Annotated in this window: 15 protein-coding genes; 7 read left to right on the top strand and 8 right to left on the bottom strand. The window is 58.8% G+C overall.

What is annotated here, in order from left to right; genetic code table 11:
* The 5 genes from CHU70_RS03530 to CHU70_RS03510 form a co-directional block, all read right to left on the bottom strand.
* The gene (locus tag CHU70_RS03530) at positions 1-492 is read right to left on the bottom strand and encodes a glutathione peroxidase (RefSeq protein WP_049173070.1); all 492 of its coding nucleotides are present in this window, start codon (positions 490-492) and stop codon (positions 1-3) included.
* A gap of 46 nt (positions 493-538) precedes the next feature.
* A complete protein-coding gene (locus tag CHU70_RS03525) occupies positions 539-1,348 on the bottom strand; it encodes a polysaccharide deacetylase family protein (RefSeq protein ID WP_222865562.1) in 810 nt (269 codons plus the stop codon).
* Positions 1,349-1,481: 133 nt separating this feature from the next.
* Positions 1,482-2,153: a 5,6-dimethylbenzimidazole synthase gene (gene bluB, locus CHU70_RS03520; RefSeq protein WP_049173072.1), complete on the bottom strand. Its 672-nt coding sequence runs from the start codon at positions 2,151-2,153 to the stop codon at positions 1,482-1,484.
* Between the two features lie 4 nt (positions 2,154-2,157).
* Positions 2,158-4,389, bottom strand: a complete 2,232-nt coding sequence (locus CHU70_RS03515; RefSeq protein ID WP_370449653.1) for a S9 family peptidase — start codon at positions 4,387-4,389, stop codon at positions 2,158-2,160.
* A 5-nt stretch (positions 4,390-4,394) separates the two neighbouring features.
* A complete protein-coding gene (locus CHU70_RS03510) occupies positions 4,395-5,288 on the bottom strand; it encodes a phosphoribosylaminoimidazolesuccinocarboxamide synthase (protein WP_049173073.1) in 894 nt (297 codons plus the stop codon).
* A gap of 296 nt (positions 5,289-5,584) precedes the next feature.
* Here CHU70_RS03510 and CHU70_RS03505 point away from each other — a divergent pair, with 296 nt between their 5' ends.
* The 7 genes from CHU70_RS03505 to CHU70_RS03475 all read left to right on the top strand — a co-directional run bounded on the left by CHU70_RS03505 (position 5,585) and on the right by CHU70_RS03475 (position 12,580).
* Positions 5,585-6,907, top strand: coding sequence for an acetyl-CoA C-acetyltransferase (locus tag CHU70_RS03505; RefSeq protein ID WP_016421400.1), 1,323 nt, complete (start codon positions 5,585-5,587; stop codon positions 6,905-6,907).
* A gap of 47 nt (positions 6,908-6,954) precedes the next feature.
* Positions 6,955-8,313 (top strand): 3-oxoacyl-ACP reductase, encoded by a 1,359-nt coding sequence (locus CHU70_RS03500; protein WP_126108185.1) that lies wholly within the window; start codon positions 6,955-6,957, stop codon positions 8,311-8,313.
* Between the two features lie 53 nt (positions 8,314-8,366).
* The gene (locus CHU70_RS03495) at positions 8,367-9,329 is read left to right on the top strand and encodes a MaoC/PaaZ C-terminal domain-containing protein (protein ID WP_147719480.1); all 963 of its coding nucleotides are present in this window, start codon (positions 8,367-8,369) and stop codon (positions 9,327-9,329) included.
* Positions 9,330-9,680: 351 nt separating this feature from the next.
* Positions 9,681-10,145 carry a class Ib ribonucleoside-diphosphate reductase assembly flavoprotein NrdI gene (nrdI, locus tag CHU70_RS03490; protein ID WP_080971522.1) on the top strand — a complete coding sequence of 155 codons (465 nt, stop codon included), beginning with the start codon at positions 9,681-9,683 and terminating at the stop codon, positions 10,143-10,145.
* Positions 10,142-11,146, top strand: coding sequence for a class 1b ribonucleoside-diphosphate reductase subunit beta (nrdF, locus tag CHU70_RS03485; RefSeq protein WP_076773175.1), 1,005 nt, complete (start codon positions 10,142-10,144; stop codon positions 11,144-11,146). The genes nrdI and nrdF overlap by 4 nt, the downstream gene beginning before the upstream one ends.
* Before the next feature lie 42 nt (positions 11,147-11,188).
* Positions 11,189-11,764, top strand: a complete 576-nt coding sequence (locus CHU70_RS03480) for an NADPH-dependent FMN reductase (RefSeq protein ID WP_016421405.1) — start codon at positions 11,189-11,191, stop codon at positions 11,762-11,764.
* 120 nt (positions 11,765-11,884) lie between these two features.
* Positions 11,885-12,580, top strand: a complete 696-nt coding sequence (locus tag CHU70_RS03475; RefSeq protein WP_049173075.1) for a VOC family protein — start codon at positions 11,885-11,887, stop codon at positions 12,578-12,580.
* 2 nt (positions 12,581-12,582) lie between these two features.
* Here the strand turns inward: CHU70_RS03475 and CHU70_RS03470 are convergent, their stop codons facing one another.
* From CHU70_RS03470 to purB, 3 genes are all read right to left on the bottom strand, one after another.
* Positions 12,583-14,559 carry a VWA domain-containing protein gene (locus CHU70_RS03470; protein WP_016421407.1) on the bottom strand — a complete coding sequence of 659 codons (1,977 nt, stop codon included), beginning with the start codon at positions 14,557-14,559 and terminating at the stop codon, positions 12,583-12,585.
* A gap of 336 nt (positions 14,560-14,895) precedes the next feature.
* Positions 14,896-15,825 (bottom strand): alpha/beta fold hydrolase, encoded by a 930-nt coding sequence (locus CHU70_RS03465; RefSeq protein ID WP_016421409.1) that lies wholly within the window; start codon positions 15,823-15,825, stop codon positions 14,896-14,898.
* Between the two features lie 185 nt (positions 15,826-16,010).
* Positions 16,011-17,441, bottom strand: coding sequence for an adenylosuccinate lyase (gene purB / locus CHU70_RS03460; protein WP_069359129.1), 1,431 nt, complete (start codon positions 17,439-17,441; stop codon positions 16,011-16,013).
* Between the last annotated feature and the right edge of the window lie 28 nt (positions 17,442-17,469).

Below are 17,469 nucleotides of genomic sequence, written 5' to 3'. Positions count from 1 at the left end.
TTAAATAGGCAAGTTTTCCTCGATGAGGTCGCGCAGAGCATCGTCGTCAGGCGAGACCTTGGAGCGGAAACGGCCGATGACCTCACCCTCGGGCGAGACAACGAACTTTTCGAAGTTCCACTTCACATCCCCAGCCTCGCCGTCGGCGTCCGGGGTTTCCTTCAACAGCTTGTACAGTGGGTGCGCGCCATGGCCGTTGACCTTCGTCTTTTGGAAGAGCGGGAAGGTAACGCCGAATTCGCGCTGGCAGAACTGCTTGATTTCCTCGGCGTTGCCGGGCTCTTGCCCACCGAACTGATTGCAGGGGAAGCCGAGGACGAAGAAGCCACGGGGTGCGAATTCGTCGAAAAGTCCTTGCAGATCGTCGTACTGATCCGTGAAACCGCACTCCGAGGCGGTGTTGACGATAAGCAGAACGTGGCCTGCCCAGTCATTCATCGTTGCTTCGTTGCCGTCGATGGTGGTCACTGGGATGTCGAAGAGATTGCTCATAAACCCCACACTAGGGCAGTCCCCCGATAGCCGTCAGAGGTAGCGACTAGCCGACCTGCTCCATGCCTTCAAAGAGCTCGCGGCCCAGCGGCACCGAAGAGTGGTTGACCGGCTGCGCACCCCCATCGACCGCCTGGTCAATGATGCCGACAACATCCTGGCGCAGCTTGTGCTCCCGCAGTTTCGAAGCGTTAACGGAGATGCGCACCGCGCGGCCCTTCTCCAGCGAGCGCTGCACCGAGGAGCGCACCGCACGGCGCCACCAACCGGCGCCGCCGAAGCCCTCGCCGATAGCCAGCACGCGAGTCGGATCAACAGCACCAGTGGTCAGGTCGCGGACACCATTTCGGTCCGCTGCCACTCGGAAGCCCAGCTCCGGCAGCACGTTCATGGTCTCGGGCGACATGGTCCACTTCGGTGGTGCAAAGACGTCCGTCTCAAAACCCATCGCACGCATCTGGCGCGTTGCGGCGGTCAGGCGCAAACGCGCTTCATGTTCGCTTAACGACGCAAATTCCGCGCCTCGGCCTCGAACTGACTGATCGAACCCCGCGAGAACAATCTCGATGCCGTCATCGCTACGACGGCGGAGCCAATCCAGCACCGCCGGAGCTTCCCGCAACGACCAGTTTTTACCCGCATGCGGCGCTACCAGCAGAGACGGTGTAATACCGCGCTGTTCCATCGCTGCCACGAAACGAGCGACGTCGAGCAATGTGCCATCGCGCAAACCCGACACCGACACCAAAAGCGGCGAACCGACCACACCACCGTCAACAGTTACGAGCTCTTTGCCCGCTGGACGAATGACCTGGTCGGTCGTCCGAATCTGTTCTTGCACCCCACTGCCTGCCATGGATTCAACAAAAACAGGCGTATGTAAATTTTTGGTAACGGAGAGGACAAGGCTTGGAGAATACTCAGAAGCCTTTCAAATAAGAGTTCAAAAAGCGCCATCGCAGCACATCAATGTGCGTCTGCAGCGCGGATTATCCCCAATGCACAACCTCATCGAGAGCCAGTCCCTTGCGCCAACCGAACTTCTCCAAGTCACGCTCCTCGGCCAGGTGCGTTACTGGACCAATGCACAGCCAGGCCACCGGGCGCACGGGTGCCTCGACACCGACAAAGTCAGCCAGGAAATCCTCATGGTAGAAACTGACCCAGCCGACGCCGAGCCCCTCTGCCGTAGCAGCCAGCCACAGATTCTGAATAGCCAGCGCGACTGACATGAGGCCGGTGTCATCGACGGTGTCGCGGCCGAGAATGTTCTTGCCGCCACGGGTCGGGTCATAGGTGACGACGATGCCCGTTCCCGAGTCCACGATTCCTTCAATCTGAATCGGATTGAAGGTCTCACGCCGCTCGCCTTCGAGCTTGGCCGCGAATTCAGCGCGACGTCCGGCTACGTGGTCGGCAAACTGCTGCAGGCGGTCCGGATTCTGAATGATATGAAAGTCCCACGGTTGGGACAGCCCCACCGACGGGGCTGCATGGGCCGCCGCCAACACGCGCATCAATCGCTCCCTGTCCACCACTTCTCCGGCGAATTCGCGGCGCACATCCCGCCGCCGAAAAAGGGTGTGGTAGACGGCCAACTGATCGTCGGAAAGCGAATCGGTGTCAAAACCCTGCGCGGACAGCAGCGTGCGCATATCCATGCCGTTACTCCACCGCACCAGCAGTGTGGACAATCCAGGCGTACTCGAAGGCAGTCTGACGCCAGCGTTCGTAACGACCGGAAACACCACCATGACCTGCGGACATCTCGGTCTTGAGCAGGAACTGCCCCGGCTGACCTCCGACAACCTCGCGCAGCTTGGCGATCCACTTTGCCGGCTCCACGTAGAGCACGCGGGTGTCGTTCAAACTAGTAATCGCGAGAATCTTCGGGTACTTCGCATCGGCCGAGATGTTCTCGTACGGCGCGTAGGAGGCCATGTAGTCGTAGACCTCCGGGTCGTGGTAGGGATCGCCCCACTCATCCCACTCCACCACGGTCAGCGGCAGCTCTGGCATCAGCATGGATGTCAGGCAGTCGACAAACGGGACCACGGCCTGAATGCCCGCGAACCTATCGCCAGCAATGTTCGCGACCACGCCCATCAGCATGCCGCCCGCCGAACCGCCGAGTGCTACCAGCTGCTCGCGTGTGGTCCACCCAGAATCCAGCAGGTAGTCAGCGACGGCGACGAAGTCAGTGAATGTGTTCTTCTTCGTGGTTGCGCGACCGTTCTCCCACCAGCCGCGGCCCATTTCGCCACCACCGCGGACGTGTGCAATGACAAAAATCATCCCACGATCCAGCAGCGACAGTCGCGCGATGGAAAAGCCAGGATCCATCGAGGCTTCATAGGAACCGTAGCCGTAGAGCAGCGTCGGATTCGGCTTGCTCAGGTCCAGGTCCGCGCGGTGGATAATCGATACCGGAATCTGGGCACCGTCGGCTGCACTCACCCATTCACGCTTGGCGACGTAATCACCGCGATTAAACTTCCCGCGAATCTTCTGCTCCTTGAGCAGCACCCGCTTGCCCGAGGCAATATCAATCTGCCAAAGCTGCGACGGCGTGGTGAAGGAGCCGTAAGCGTAGCGCAACACCGGGGTGTCCCATTCAGCATTGCCGGTAGTGCCTGCAGAGTAGAGCTCTTCGTCGAAGTCGAGCTCGACGAAGTTCACAGCGGACGCTGGCACTGGAGCAGCAGCATGGCTTGTATCAGAGGCATCACCAGCGGAGCCAGCACCATCCTCATCCTGACCCAATACCGCCAGCGCCACACGGCCAATACCGCCACGACGGTAACCAAACGCGATGTGCCCAGCGAAGCAGTCGACGCCCTCAACGCGGACGTCATCGCGGTGCGGAACCAGCTCAGTGAGATCCGAAATGCTGTCGAAAGACCCCGCCGGCACCATGGCCAGTGCGAAGTTCGAACCAGTCATATTGTGTGTAATCAGCCACATATCCCGGCCGCTAATGACGGCGTGATCGATGTCGTATTCAACACCGGCCTCACGCGGGCGCACGCAGGTGAACTCACCGGTCGGGTCACTGGCGTCCAGGTACCAAACCTCGGAAGTAATCTTCGAGGAGCTCTCAATAATCAGGTACTTTTCGCTGCGTACCGTGCCGACTCCAACCCAGTAGGCCTCATCGGGCTCATGGAAGACACAGACATCATCCTCGGTGGAGGTGCCCACGCGGTGACGCCACACGGAATCCGGCCGCCAGGCTTCGTCGACCTTCTGGTAGAAGATCCACTCGGAGCCGACCCAGGTAGCACCTGCGGCGATGCCCGCAATTTCGTCATCAAGCAGTTCACCCGTGCGCAGATCCTTTACGCGCAGCGTGTAGCGTTCGTCGCCTGTGACGTCGGTGGAATAGGCCAGCAGATTGCCGTCCGCGGAGACGCTCGCTGCGCCGAGGGCGAAGAAATCATGGCCTTCGGCCAGCTCGTTGGCATCCAGGATGACCTGTTCTCCTGGTGCTGGGGCATCGTCGGCGATGGTCGGCGGCGTCCACGCGGCAAGACCGTCACCGGCCTCCGCACGCACGCGACAGCTCATCCCGTAGGACTTGCCCTCCTGCGTGCGCGAGTAGTACCACCAGCCGTTAAGGCGAGTTGGGACCGACATGTCGGTCTCCTGCACGCGCGACTTGATCTCCTTAAAAATCGCGTCCGCGGTGCCGTCAAGATCGGAGGTAAAAGCCTCCGTATAGGCATTTTCAGCCTCTAGGTAGTCGATAACCTCGGAGTTTTCCTTATCGCGGAGCCACTCGAAGTTATCGGTGAAGTCCCTTCCGTGGAAGGACCGAGTCACCGGCTTCCGTTGTGCACGGGGTGCGGGCAAATCCTTTTTTGCAGGCTTGCCGACGGATGCCGAGTCCAAGGTCACTTCGCTCACGCAGGTTCTCCAATCCAGTCCGAGAAGCGGCGGCCCGACAGTCGTTCGTAGGCCTCGACGTACCGCTCGCGAGTTGCTTCCACAACACTACCCGGCAGCGCCGGCGGCGGAGTGCCCTCGTCCTTCTTCCAGCCGGACTTGGAGCAGGTCAGCCAGTTTCGGACGTACTGCTTGTCGAAGCTCGGGTTAACCGAACCCTCCTGGTAGGAGTCGGCTGGCCAGTAGCGGGAGGAGTCCGGGGTGAGAACCTCGTCGGCCAGCACCAGGTTGCCGTCGGAGTCGAGGCCGAACTCAAACTTGGTGTCGGCCAGGATGATGCCGCGCTTAGCAGCCAGTTCAGCAGCCTGGGAGTAGATGCGCAGGGTGGCATCGCGAAGCTCTTCGGCGCGCTTCTGCCCCAGGGACTCCACAACGGCGTCGAAGGAGACATTCTCGTCGTGCTCGCCCAGCTCAGCCTTGGTGGCCGGGGTAAAAATCGGTTCTGGCAACTTGGAGCCCTCGACGAGGCCCTCTGGCAGCTCAATGCCACAGACAGTGCCGTTTTCCTTGTACTCGACCAGGCCAGAGCCTGTCAGGTAGCCACGTGCGACGCACTCGAATGGCAGCATGTCCAGCTTCTTGCACACCAGCGCACGACCTAGGCACTCCTCCGGAATGCGCTCATCGTCAGCCGGGCCAGCCATGTGGTTCGGGAAGTCAATCTCATCGAAGAAGAACACGCTCATCGCGGTGAGCACTCGACCCTTGTCAGGAATCGGGGTCTCCAGAATGTGGTCGAAGGCAGAAATACGGTCACTGACCACAAGCAGCAGAGTCTCAGGGTCAATCTCGTAGATTTCCCGGACCTTGCCCGCGGAAAGATGGTTATACGAGGAAAGTTCAGGTCGCATGGCGATAAAGTCTAAACCCCTATACGCCTTTGCACTCTATTGATACCTCCGGCCGCCACCCCAACTAGTGGGGATTGACGCAATTACCGTCGTCAAGCGGGAAAAATTTTGCGATTTCGGAGTGCTGTCTGCCGAACTTTTCACAGATAAATGACAGCGTTTACCCCTACCCTCCCCCACTCGGTAGATGACTGGGCAAAAATATTTCTAAAAACGTGACAGAAAACACCGATACCAGTATTGTCTAAATTTAGTAATTCACGTCACACTTCAAGGATTTTGAAGGGAACAATCACATGGCAGCTCAGGCCAACAATAACTCTCTGCGCCGCGCAGTCGTCGTCGGCGGTAACCGCATTCCGTTCGCTCGTTCTAATAAGGAATACGCTAACGAGTCGAACCAGGACATGCTGACCGCTGCAATCGACGGTCTCGTCGCCCGCTTCGGTATCGGCGGCGAACGCCTCGGTGCAGTCTCCGCCGGCGCTGTGCTGAAGCACTCCCGTGACTTTAACCTCACCCGTGAGTGTGTCCTCGGCTCCGCACTGGCGCCGGACACCCCGGCTTTCGACATTCAGATGGCATGTGCCACCGGCATGGAGGCCCTCAACTCTGTCTCCAACATGATTAAGCTGGGTCAGATTGACTCCGCTATCGCCGGCGGTGTGGACACCACCTCCGACGCTCCTATTGCTGTCAACGACCGTCTGCGCAAGATCCTGCTGGAGGCCAGCCGCCAGAAGTCCACTCTGGACATGGCAAAGGTCTTCCTGAAGGCTCGTCCGTCCGACCTGGCTCCGGACACTCCGTCGACCGGCGAGCCGCGCACTGGCCTGTCCATGGGTGAGCACCAGGCCATCACCACCGCCAAGTGGGGCGTTACCCGAGCTGAGCAGGATGAGCTCGCCGCCGCTTCCCACCAAAACATGGCAAACGCTTACGACGAGGGCTTCTTCACTGACCTCGTCACCCCGTACAAGGGCGTTTCCCGTGACACCAACATGCGCCCGGACTCCACCCCGGAGAAGCTGGCCAAGCTCAAGCCGGTCTTCGGCCGCGGCCTGGAAGCAGAGCCGACCATGACCGCCGGTAACTCCACTCCGCTTACCGACGGCGCCTCTGCCGTCCTCGTCTCCACCCCGGAGTGGGCCGCTGAGCGCGGTCTGCCGGTGCTTGCCGACGTCGTCGATTCCGAGGCAGCCGCAGTTGACTTTGTCCACGGCGACGAGGGTCTGCTGATGGCTCCGGCTTACGCCACCCCGCGCCTGCTGGCCCGCAACGGCTGGACCTTCGACGACTTCGACTTCTTCGAGATCCACGAGGCTTTCGCCGGCACCGTCCTGTCCACCATGAAGGCATGGGAGGACGAGGAGTTCTGCCGCACCAAGCTTGGGCTGGAAGGCCCGCTGGGCTCCATCCCGCGCGAGAAGCTCAACGTCAAGGGCTCTTCCCTGGCAGCCGGCCACCCATTCGCCGCTACCGGCGGCCGCATTGTGGCAGCCCTCGCCAAGATGCTGCGCCAGAAGGCAGACGAGACCGGCAAGACCACTCGCGGCCTGATCTCCGTCTGTGCCGCGGGCGGCCAGGGTGTTGTCGCAGTTCTCGAGGCTCGCGTCTAAAAGCGCACCACCGATAAAGACACTTTTACTTTCAAGGAGAATTTTCCATGACCGATAAGTACCAGGAACTCGTCAACGGTGGTCCGCTCACTGGACTGGCTAAAGCCGCTGGCCTGCCACAGCCACCGTTCCTGCGCCGCCACAAGCCGGGCGGTCCGCTGCTGAACAACGACAAGGTGCTCGTCACCGGCGAGGGTGCAGATGCAGACGCAGTTGCAGCTCAGCTGACAGAGTGGGGCCTGCAAGTTCGTCGTGGCAACGCCGCTGACGACAAGATTGGTGCCATTGTCCTCGTCGCCACCGAGGCTAAGCGCCCGTCAGAGCTGCAGGGCCCAGTGCTCGCTGCTGCAAAGCACATGCGCAAGCTGGACAAGGGTGGCCGCATCGTCACCGTCTCCCGCGCCAAGGATGCTCACCACAACGCAACTCCGGCCGAGATTGCTGAGAACGCTGTCGCCGGTGGTATCGAGGGCCTGATTCGCTCCCTCGGCCACGAGGTTCGTGGCGGCTCCACCGCTAACGGCATCCTCGTTGCTCCGGGTGTCTCGGTCACCGCCCCGTCCGTGATTTCCTCCCTGCACTTCTTCCTCTCCGGCCGCTCGGCCTTCATCGACGGCCAGTTCCTCCGCGTCACCTCCGACGCTGGTGAGATTCCGGCCGACTGGGATAAGCCGCTGGCTGGCAAGGTTGCCGCTGTCACCGGTTCCGCCCGTGGTATCGGCGCCGCTATCGCTCGTCAGCTCAAGGCTGACGGCGCAGAGGTCATCGTCATCGACGTTCCGCAGGCTGGCGAGGCGCTGTCCAAGGTTGCCAACGAGCTCGGTGGCCTGGCTCTGCAGCAGGACATCACTGCCGACGACGCCGGCAACGCCATTGCCGATGCTGCTGTGGCCCGCTACGGCCGCCTGGACATCGTCATCCACAACGCAGGTATCACCCGCGACAAGATGTTCGCCAACATGGACGACGCCAAGTGGGGCTCGGTCATCGCCGTCAACATCGAGGCTCAGCTGAAGATGAACGAGCAGCTGCTGAACCACAAGGCCTTCGAGAAGGCTCCGCGTATTGCCACCATGGCTTCCACCTCCGGTATCGCAGGTAACCGCGGTCAGACCAACTACGCCACCTCCAAGGCCGGTGTTATCGCAATGGTCGAGGCTTACGCTGAGGAGTTCGCTAAGCGCGGCGGCAACATCAACGCTGTTGCTCCGGGCTTCATCGAGACCGACATGACCGCTGCTATTCCGTTCGTCAACCGCCAGGTTGCTCGACGCGTGAACTCGCTGCAGCAGGGTGGCCAGCCGGGCGATGTCGCCCAGGCAATCGCCTTCCTGGTCTCCGACCGCGCTCTCGGCGTCAATGGTCACGTCCTGCGCGTCTGCGGTCAGAACATCGTCGGCGCCTAAGCGAAGTCGCGGCTTCCGCATAGGCTCCCGATAAGGAGGAAAGAGGAAAACTTATGGCTAAGACCCTGGATGCCATTCCCAATCTGGTTCCGCTCTACGCCAAGGCAGCTGCTGGTTCGGCGAAGAAACGCCCGAACTCCACCGAAATCAAGGTCGATGAACTAGTGGTCAAGGGCGTCACTGTCGATGCCGACCGTGACCAGGACTTCCGCGACGTCGTTGGCGCCCCGAAGTCTGAACAGGCTTTCTTCGGCCACATCCACGCCCTAATCATGCCCATCCAGATGGAGCTAATGGCTGCGGATGATTTCCCGCTGCCGATGATGGGCCTGGTCCACACCGAGAACACCTACCGCGAAATCTCGCCTGTCACACTCGGTGGCAAAGTTGATATCGCGGTGAAGGTTGCCGCATTCCGCGCTCACCGCTCGGGCACTGAGGTTGTTCTGGAGTCAACTGTTACATCGTCCGCATCCGGCGCCACCTTGGTCGAGGAGCAGTCGGTGTATCTGGCCAAGGGCGTTCGCCTGAAGGATGCCGAGGGCTTCGAAGAGGTCCAGGCACAGCGTGAGGCCATCAAGTCCGGCGCCGAGACCATCAAACGCGAGCAGTTCAAGGTTCCCTTCCCCACCGCTCAGTGGAAGCTGGCTGGCAACACCGGCCGCAAGTGGGCCAAGGTTTCCGGTGACTGGAACCCGATTCACATCACCTCTGTCTCCGCGAAGGCTCTGGGCATGCCAGCAGCGATTGCACACGGCATGTACACCGCCTCCCGCGCGCTGGCTGAGGCACAGGTTCTGCCGGGTCAGTCGTACGAGTTCCAGATTTCCTTCGGTGCGCCGGTCGTTCTGCCGACCACCATCAATGTCGCACTCACCCACACCGGTGACGGTGCAGGTGCTGCTCACAACCTGACTGAGGGCAGCTCCAACATCGGCCGCGCAGTCAACATTGTCGCGTGGGATCGCAAGAAGAAGCGTCCGCACTTCACCGGAAGTGTTCGTCCGCTGAAGTAGTTGATGCGAAAGCGCTGTAGAAAACGCCGCGCTTTGGAAAACCAGTCTCCTCATCGACTGGGCCTTTCCAAAGCGCGGCGGTTTTGTTTCCCTGTTGTGCTTTTGCCCGGGGCACGACTGGAGCCCCCTCCGAGAGACACCACCTCCTCCCTCTCCCCCCGGCCGGCAACCCCGCCACTTTCCCGCCTTGAAGATCAGCTGCTGGGTTTTTCCGCCGTTAATGAAGAGTCGCGGCTTTACTTCGCAATTGCGTGACTAAGCACTTTTCAACCGCATGTAGGCAACGCCTTGTTGACACCCCATTCACTCCTCTATTTTATGTTCAATCCATTGAACATAGGAGGTAATCGAGTGTCTTCATCATCGAAGACGCCGCTGACTTTCACGGAACTCCCACCGGAGGAGTCACCCCGAATCGTGTACTTCTCCAGTGCTTCTGAAAACACTCACCGGTTCGTCCAAAAGCTGGCTCAACCAGCAGCACGCATCCCGTTACATCCGCGAAAAGACGGAATGATTCGCGTTTGCAGCCCATTTGTCCTGATCACACCGACTTATGGTGGCGGATGTCGGCGCCGCGCGGTACCTAAGCAAGTCATCGCTTTTCTCAACGACGAAACCAACAGGAGTTTCATCCGCGGTGTCATCACCTCGGGCAACACAAATTTCGGCACCGACTTTTGCATAGCCGGAGCCATCATTTCTGCAAAATGCCAGGTCCCGGAGCTATACCACTACGAGTTACTGGGGACAGACCACGATGTGGAAAACGTCAAAGAGGGCCTGGAAAAATTCTGGAGGAGCGCTACTTCTTGAACATCTACAGCTATTCAACTACGCCACCGTCTTTTCGCAAGGACCCAGCTGCCCGCCTTCGGCCAATCAACTGGAACCGAGTGCACGATGACAAAGATCTCGAAGTGTGGAATCGCCTAACAGCAAATTTTTGGCTGCCCGAAAAAGTCCCACTGTCCAATGACCTTGCAGACTGGCGACGCCTCACCGATCTAGAACGCGAGCTGACCATGAAGGTCTTCACCGGACTGACCATGCTCGACACAGTCCAGGCGTCTGTCGGAGAGATTTCCCAAATTCAAGATGCCCGCACAGAACATGAAGAGGCCGTCTACACGAATATCGCTTTCATGCAAGCAGTGCATGCAAAGTCCTATTCTTCAGTATTTTCCACGCTGTCCAATACCCCTGACATCGACGCTGCCTACCAATGGGCAGTCGCCAATGACATCCTGCAGGCTCGGTCAAAAGCTGTGCTCAAACACTATTATGGCGACGTTCCGCTCAAGCGAAAGGCGGCAGCAACGCTTCTTTCGTCCTTCTCGCTCTACGCCGGCTTCTACCTCCCGCTGCACTTCGCATCACGAGGCATCCTGACCAACACCGCCGACATGGTGCGCCTGATTCTGCGCGACAAAGCTGTTCACGGCTATTACTCCGGCTACAAGTTCCAGCGAGGCGTAGAAACCTACGACAGCGCCACGCAAGCGCAGATGAAGGCTTTCGTCTTCGAGCTTCTCGACGAGCTATACCAGCTCGAACTAAGGTACTCCGAAGCCCTATACCAACCACTCGGGCTTTACGACGACGTTGCCAACTTCATTCGATACAACGCCAACAAAGCGCTCATGAACTTGGGTTACCCGCAGCGGTTTAACCATGATGAGACCGCATTCAAGCCCGAGATTCTCGCCGCCCTCACCCCGGGGTCAGATGAAAACCACGACTTTTTCTCCGGTTCTGGCTCCGCATATGTCATCGGAAAAGCCGAAGACACCGCAGATGAAGACTGGGATTTCTAAATCCACGTCTTTCCCCATACATCCTAAGAAAGGAACATTCGCATGACTGCACAGATTTCTATCCTGGTAGGAAGCTTGCGTCGAGCCTCCTATGCACGAAAGATTGCACTCAAGGCAGCCACGTACTTCCCCGATGACTTCAAAGTCGACATCGTCGAGATTCGTGACCTCCCTCTCTACAACTTCGACTACGACGACCCCGCAGTGTCCGATATTGCGACTCCCGCGGAATACACCAGTTTCCGGGAAACCATTAAAGCCAGCGATGGCATCCTATTTGTCACCCCAGAAAACAACCGCACAATTCCTGCAGCTCTGAAGAATGCCGTTGACATCGGATCTAAGCCCAACGGTGATGTGGCATGGAAGAACCTGCCCGCGGGAATTATCAGCCACTCCGTCGGCCGTATGGGCGGTTATAGCTCTCAGAAGAACTTGCGACTCGCGCTGTCGTACTTCGACATGCCGATGCTCGGTCAGCCAGAGGTCTTCCTGGGACAATCGCCAACACTCATTGACGAACAAGGAGAATTCACGTCGTCAAGCACTGAGGACTTTGTTCGCGACTACATCAACAGATTTGCAGACCTAGTTCGCGAGCAGAGCCCACGCCACTAACTGAAATCCCCTAATCAGCGCAGCGTTACTGGGGATATCGCCGTATGAAGATTCTTCACTGACTAGGATCAAACGCTGCGTTCTCTGCGCGGTTAGGCGCTCGTCGTTAGGCTCATTTTCATGACTGTTTCTATCTCGGCCGTGATCGCGCTTAACGACGACCCCCGCGCCGCTGCGCGGTTTTACGCCGAAGGTTTTCACTCCAACATCAAGCCCAACTCCACCACGCTCACCATCGGCGGGATGGACTTTGAACTCATTGAGAACGGGAACCGCCGATTAACCCCCGCTGTGTCTTTTATGGTGCGATTTGCCCCTGGTCAGGAAAACCAGCTGCGCAGACTGTGGGAGCATCTGATGGCGGGTGATGAAACCATCAGCGGTGGTGCTACGCTCATGCCCCTGACCAGCTACGATTTCTCGCCGCTCTTTGGCTGGTTGGTCGACGGCAATGGGGTCAACTGGCAACTGATGATTGATTCCTTAACCAGCGGGGCTGCAAGCACGGACGCTGCCGCAAAGACAGCGAATCCCGCCGTTATTCCCTACTTCATGTGGACAGGCGACGAACCACAGGCTGCCGCCGCCACCGAGGTATACAACCGGCTTTTCGGGTCAGGGAATTTCATGACGCTCGACTCGCCGGGCATGCACAATTTCACCTTCGGCGACGGTGTGGCGATGCGCCTCTCCAGCGATTCGGCCGAAGAGGTCGAAAGCGCCTGCCAAGCGCTTGGCCTAACAGGCGCTGAGGTTGCCGAGGGCACGGAAGCCGTCGTCAAGCCTGACCGATTCGGCGTGTACTGGACGCTCTAGCGTTACTTACGGGTCAACGCGATTGCCGCGCCGACGACGGCTAACAGAACTGCACCAATAGAGAACCACATCATGTTGGAAGAGCCGTCATCCTCGTTTTCTTCGGTGCCCTTCGGATTCTGCTGGCTACTAGTCGGGGCCTCGCTACTTGGCGACTTGTGCGCGACCTGTTCAAAAGCTGGGCCCGGAATCTTCTCGCCGACCAACTCCGTGGTCAGCTGGTAAGTCACCGGGACGTTTTGAACACCCGCGACATCGTGGGATTGACCGGCACCCCAGCTGTTGTTGAAGAAGACAACGATGTACTGGTCGCCATCCAACCAGGCTCTTTCAGCCTCGTAATCGCCCGACTTTTCACTATCTTCGCCGATCCGATTGCGATAGTTAATCCGGGCCGAGTTACCAAATGTAGTCTCTTCACCGATCTGGTGTTCATTGGCCGGACGGTTTTCCTCGCTGCCGGCGAGCTGGCGTGCCGAGTTCAGCGTCTTGATATCCAGGCCGGAGATCTGTGCAAGCTTGTCCGCTTCTGGGGCGTCAATGAGTTTGACGGCGCCGCGGAGCTGCTGCCCATACTCGGACTTGATCTTGTACACGTGCGTCTCACCAGGAACAATGTCGGCCGTGACGCTGCTGATGTTGTCGGCAGTAAGTTCCGTGGCGTCATCGAACCACGAACCTGGGGTGACCTTCTTAGCCTGATCTGCTTCCGGTGTCGCGGGCGGAGGGTTCAAGCTCTCCTTGTCGGACGGGAACGCCTCCGGCACATCAATCAGGTTTTCGTTGGCGAAACGCTTGATGGTTACTTCTGCAGGAATGTCCTGGCCCTCGAAGGAGCCGCCTTTCCGAGCCACGGAGAACACCACATTGCCCGGCTTACAGTCCCCCTCAGCTCCCCCGGACTGCTTGGTTGTTATCGATGCGAAAAAGGGGCCATTGGAGTCGATGATGCCATTGCCGAAATCATTGGCCAGGAAGCAACTGCTGTCATCCAAATGCATAGTGAGCGCGAAGTTACGAACATCTAGGTCCATCAACGTCGCGCCTGACGACGCTCCCGGCACGGTAGCCGCACTAATTGCAAGCCGCTCTCCCTCAGCAACCGGGACGGAGAAGTACTCAGCACCGTCGCCTTCCTGATTACCGATGCTGCGCTCGGACTCAGGAGTCTTTTCCCGCAGCTTGGTCGAGAACGTTTCCACGTCGGCAGGCACCTTGGTAGCGCTCGTAGGAGCGTCGCCGCCCTGTATCTCTTGCGCGCTGGACTGCGCGGTGCGTGCGGTGCGGGTCGCCAGCGTCTTCATGGACTCAGCCAGCGAATCGGAGTCCTGGGCGTCCAGGTACTCACCGCCAGTGGCCTCAGCAATGCACTCCAGTTCAGCACGTGCACCTGCATCAACAAGGAAACCAACTGTGTTGATGACCAGGTCAATGCCCTGCTGCTTGAGTTCCTTGGCTACCTCGCACACCGGTGGCGGAGCACAGGTGTCCTCACCATCGGAGACCAACACAATCGAACGTTGCCCTTCTTTCGGCAACTCATCGGCAGCCTGACGCAGCGCAGGCCCCATCGGGGTGTGGCCGGAGGCTTGGACCTTTCCTACTTCAGCAGGAATCTTCGCCGAGTTACCCGCCTGCACGGGCAGCAGCGTGGTGATGTCCTGACAGCCAGCTTCCCGCTCCTCCGGCGAATTGCCAACTTCCGTGCCGTAGACCATGAACCCAATTTCGGAGTCCTCTGACACCGATCCCGCGAACTTACTCGTGGCAGTCTTCGCTGCCTCCATTCGGGTCTGGCCGCCCGCGTCGTCGGCAAGCATTGACCCTGAAGCATCCAGGATCACCATGGTTGGCGAGATAGTACTCGCGGCCTCTTGCGCCTGTGCACGCCCTGTTGTGATTCCCGCAAAAGAGCCTACGAGCACCAGCAGCATGGAGATGGTGAGCACGACCGCTGAGAGTTGTCTTCTTCTGATCATGTGGTCGGTTCCTTTTCTTCAAGCGTAAATCTTCAAGCGTAAAAAGAACGTTACATGACAAAAGTATGTCTGATTCTCAAGATAATGACTGGGCAGACCCCAAAAATTACGGGCGCCAAATATGATTACGGGCTGCAAATGTGAAACTGTATGAGTTTATGACACTTTCAGGCAATTTTTCAGGCCATTTTTGTCATAAACGCAGTCAGTAACTTGCATCGCCCTGCCGCCGCTGACATAAACGCAGTCAGTAACTCGCATTGGGATAAGTAGCAAAAGATGCCCACCGGTCGACCCGCCGAACGGGCATACTTTTTGTCTATTAACCAGCTCCCCCTAGCGGGACTCCAACCACGCCACAATGTCGGAGTAGACCTCTTCCTTATTCAACTCGTTGAGAATCTCATGGCGACCATCCGGATAGACCTTAAAGCGCACGTCCTTCTTGCCCGCGTTCAGGTATTTGCCCACGACCTCAGTCACACAGGCAGCGCCACCCGCCGGATCAACGGCACCGGAAACCACGAAAAGCGGCAGCTCATCAGGCGCTTTCTCATAGACTTCAGGCGAGTTCGCGTAGTGCGTGCCGACGAGAAGGTCGCGGAAAAAGGCATTGGTGGGAACGAAACCACACTTGTCGTCCGCAATATAAGCATCGACAATCTTGTGGTCGCGGGTGAGCCAATCAAACTTAGTGCGGCGCTCAAAGTCCTTGTTGTAATCAGCAAAGGTGAGAGTGTTGAGCAGCTTGCCCGGCGCGGTAGGACGAATCTTAGCCAGCAGGTTTGCCACCTTCATTCCCGCGTCGCCCTTAGCCCCTGGCCACGACACAGTGCCCATGATAATGACACCGGTGAGCCCCTCGCCGTACTTGGCGATGTAGTTACGAGTCAGAAGCGACCCCATGGAGTGGCCGAGAATATAGTGCTTGCTACCTGGGAATTCTGCATCAACGTACTGGCGCACCGCGTGGAGGTCTTCGAGAATCAGGTTCCAGCCACCGTAGTCAGCGAAGAAGCCCGGGATGCCAGCATCCGTCTTGGTCATACCGTGGCCGCGATGGTCGTGCGCGACGACGGCATAACCCTGGGATACGAGGTACTCGGCGAACTTGGCGTAGCGGTTGGCGTACTCGACCATGCCGTGGACAATCTGCACCACTCCCTTAGGAGTAATGGGCGCGCCCTTGTCATTTTCTGGAACCCAGCGCAGCACATTCAATGTGGCACCTGGGCGAGAAAGCGAAGTCCTAACAGCCGATGTCACGTCGGGCACCTTTCGAGTAGAGGTTTCGATGCTTATCGCTCATCGTACCGAGGAACTTGGCTGCTCACTGGTGCTTTCGTCAACAAACAAAGAAAAACTCTGCCACCAACGTGACAGAGTTTTTCAAGGGACCTTACGTCTTTACGTTTTTTCGTTTACGTGTTTCGCGCGTGACGCTCGCGAAGCTACAGAATCTCGCCCGGCTTGTAGGCCGCGGCCTCTGGGTACTTGTCCACGACAGCCTGCACACGTGCAACTACGCGGTCAACCTGGGATTCCGCGGCACCGATGAACGCATGGCGGTTCGCCAGAGCGTCGGCAAGCCCTGCGGCATCCAGCGGGAAACGCTCATCTGCAGCGAGACGTTCAGTGAGATTCTGCTCAGCACCCTTTTCGCGCATATCCAGTGCGGTGGCGACGGCGTGCTCCTTGATGATCTCGTGGGCTTCCTCGCGGCCCATACCAGCGCGAACGGCTGCCATGAGGATCTTGGTGGAAGCCAGGAACGGCAGGTAGCGCTCCAGCTCACGGTCGATCATGGCCGGGAATGCACCGAACTCGGACAGGACGGTGAGGAAGGTTTCGAACATGCCGTCCATGGCGAAGAAAGCATCCGGCAGTGCAACGCGGCGAACCACGGAGCAGGAAACGTCGCCTTCGTTCCACTGAGTACCGGCGTATTCGGAGAGCATGGTCATGTAACCACGCAGGATGACCTGGAAACCGTGGACGCGCTCACAGGAGCGGGCGTTCATCTTGTGCGGCATGGCGGAAGAGCCGACCTGGCCTTCCTTGAAGCCCTCGGTGACGGTCTCATTACCGGCCATCAGGCGGATGGTGGTGGCCAGCGACGCCGGGCCTGCGCCCAGCTCGACCAGTGCGGACAGAGCGTCGAAGTCGAGGGTGCGCGGGTAGACCTGACCAACGGAGTCAAAGACGCGGTCGAAGCCGAGGCCTTCAGCGATTTCGTTTTCGAGGGAGGCCAGTGCGGACTCATCACCGTCAAGCAGATCCAGCATGTCCTGGGCGGTACCCATCGGGCCCTTGATGCCACGCAGTGGGTAGCGGGAAATCAGGTCTTCTACGCGCTCGATGCCCAGCAGCATCTCGTCCGCAGCAGAGGCGAAGCGCTTACCCAGGGTTGTTGCCTGTGCGGCGACGTTGTGGGAGCGACCTGCCATCACCAGCGACTGGTACTCGGAGGCCTTTTCCGCAGTGCGGGCGGCAACGGCAACGGCCTTGTCGCGCACGACCTTCAGCGACTGCAGAACCTGCAGCTGCTCAACGTTTTCGGTCAGGTCACGCGAGGTCATACCCTTGTGAATGTGCTCGGTGCCAGCCAGGTCGCAGAACTCTTCAATGCGAGCCTTCACATCGTGGCGAGTAATACGCTCACGGGCGGCAATGGAGTCGAGGTCAACCTGGTCGATGACCTTCTCATACGCCTCGATAGTGCCCTCCGGCACCTCAATTCCGCGAGCGACCTGAGCCTTCAGAACGGCAATCCAGAGCTTGCGCTCGAGGATGATCTTGTACTCAGGGCTCCACAACTCAGCCAGAGTCGCAGAGGCGTATCGGTTAGCAAGGACGTTTGCGATCTTCTTTTTCTCAGCCACGCCCTCAAGTATTCCATGACCACTGCAT

This window comes from Corynebacterium sp. LK10, assembly GCF_008042455.1.
GTDB lineage: Bacteria > Actinomycetota > Actinomycetes > Mycobacteriales > Mycobacteriaceae > Corynebacterium > Corynebacterium jeikeium_D.
This window is presented reverse-complemented; position numbering and strand designations above follow the sequence as displayed.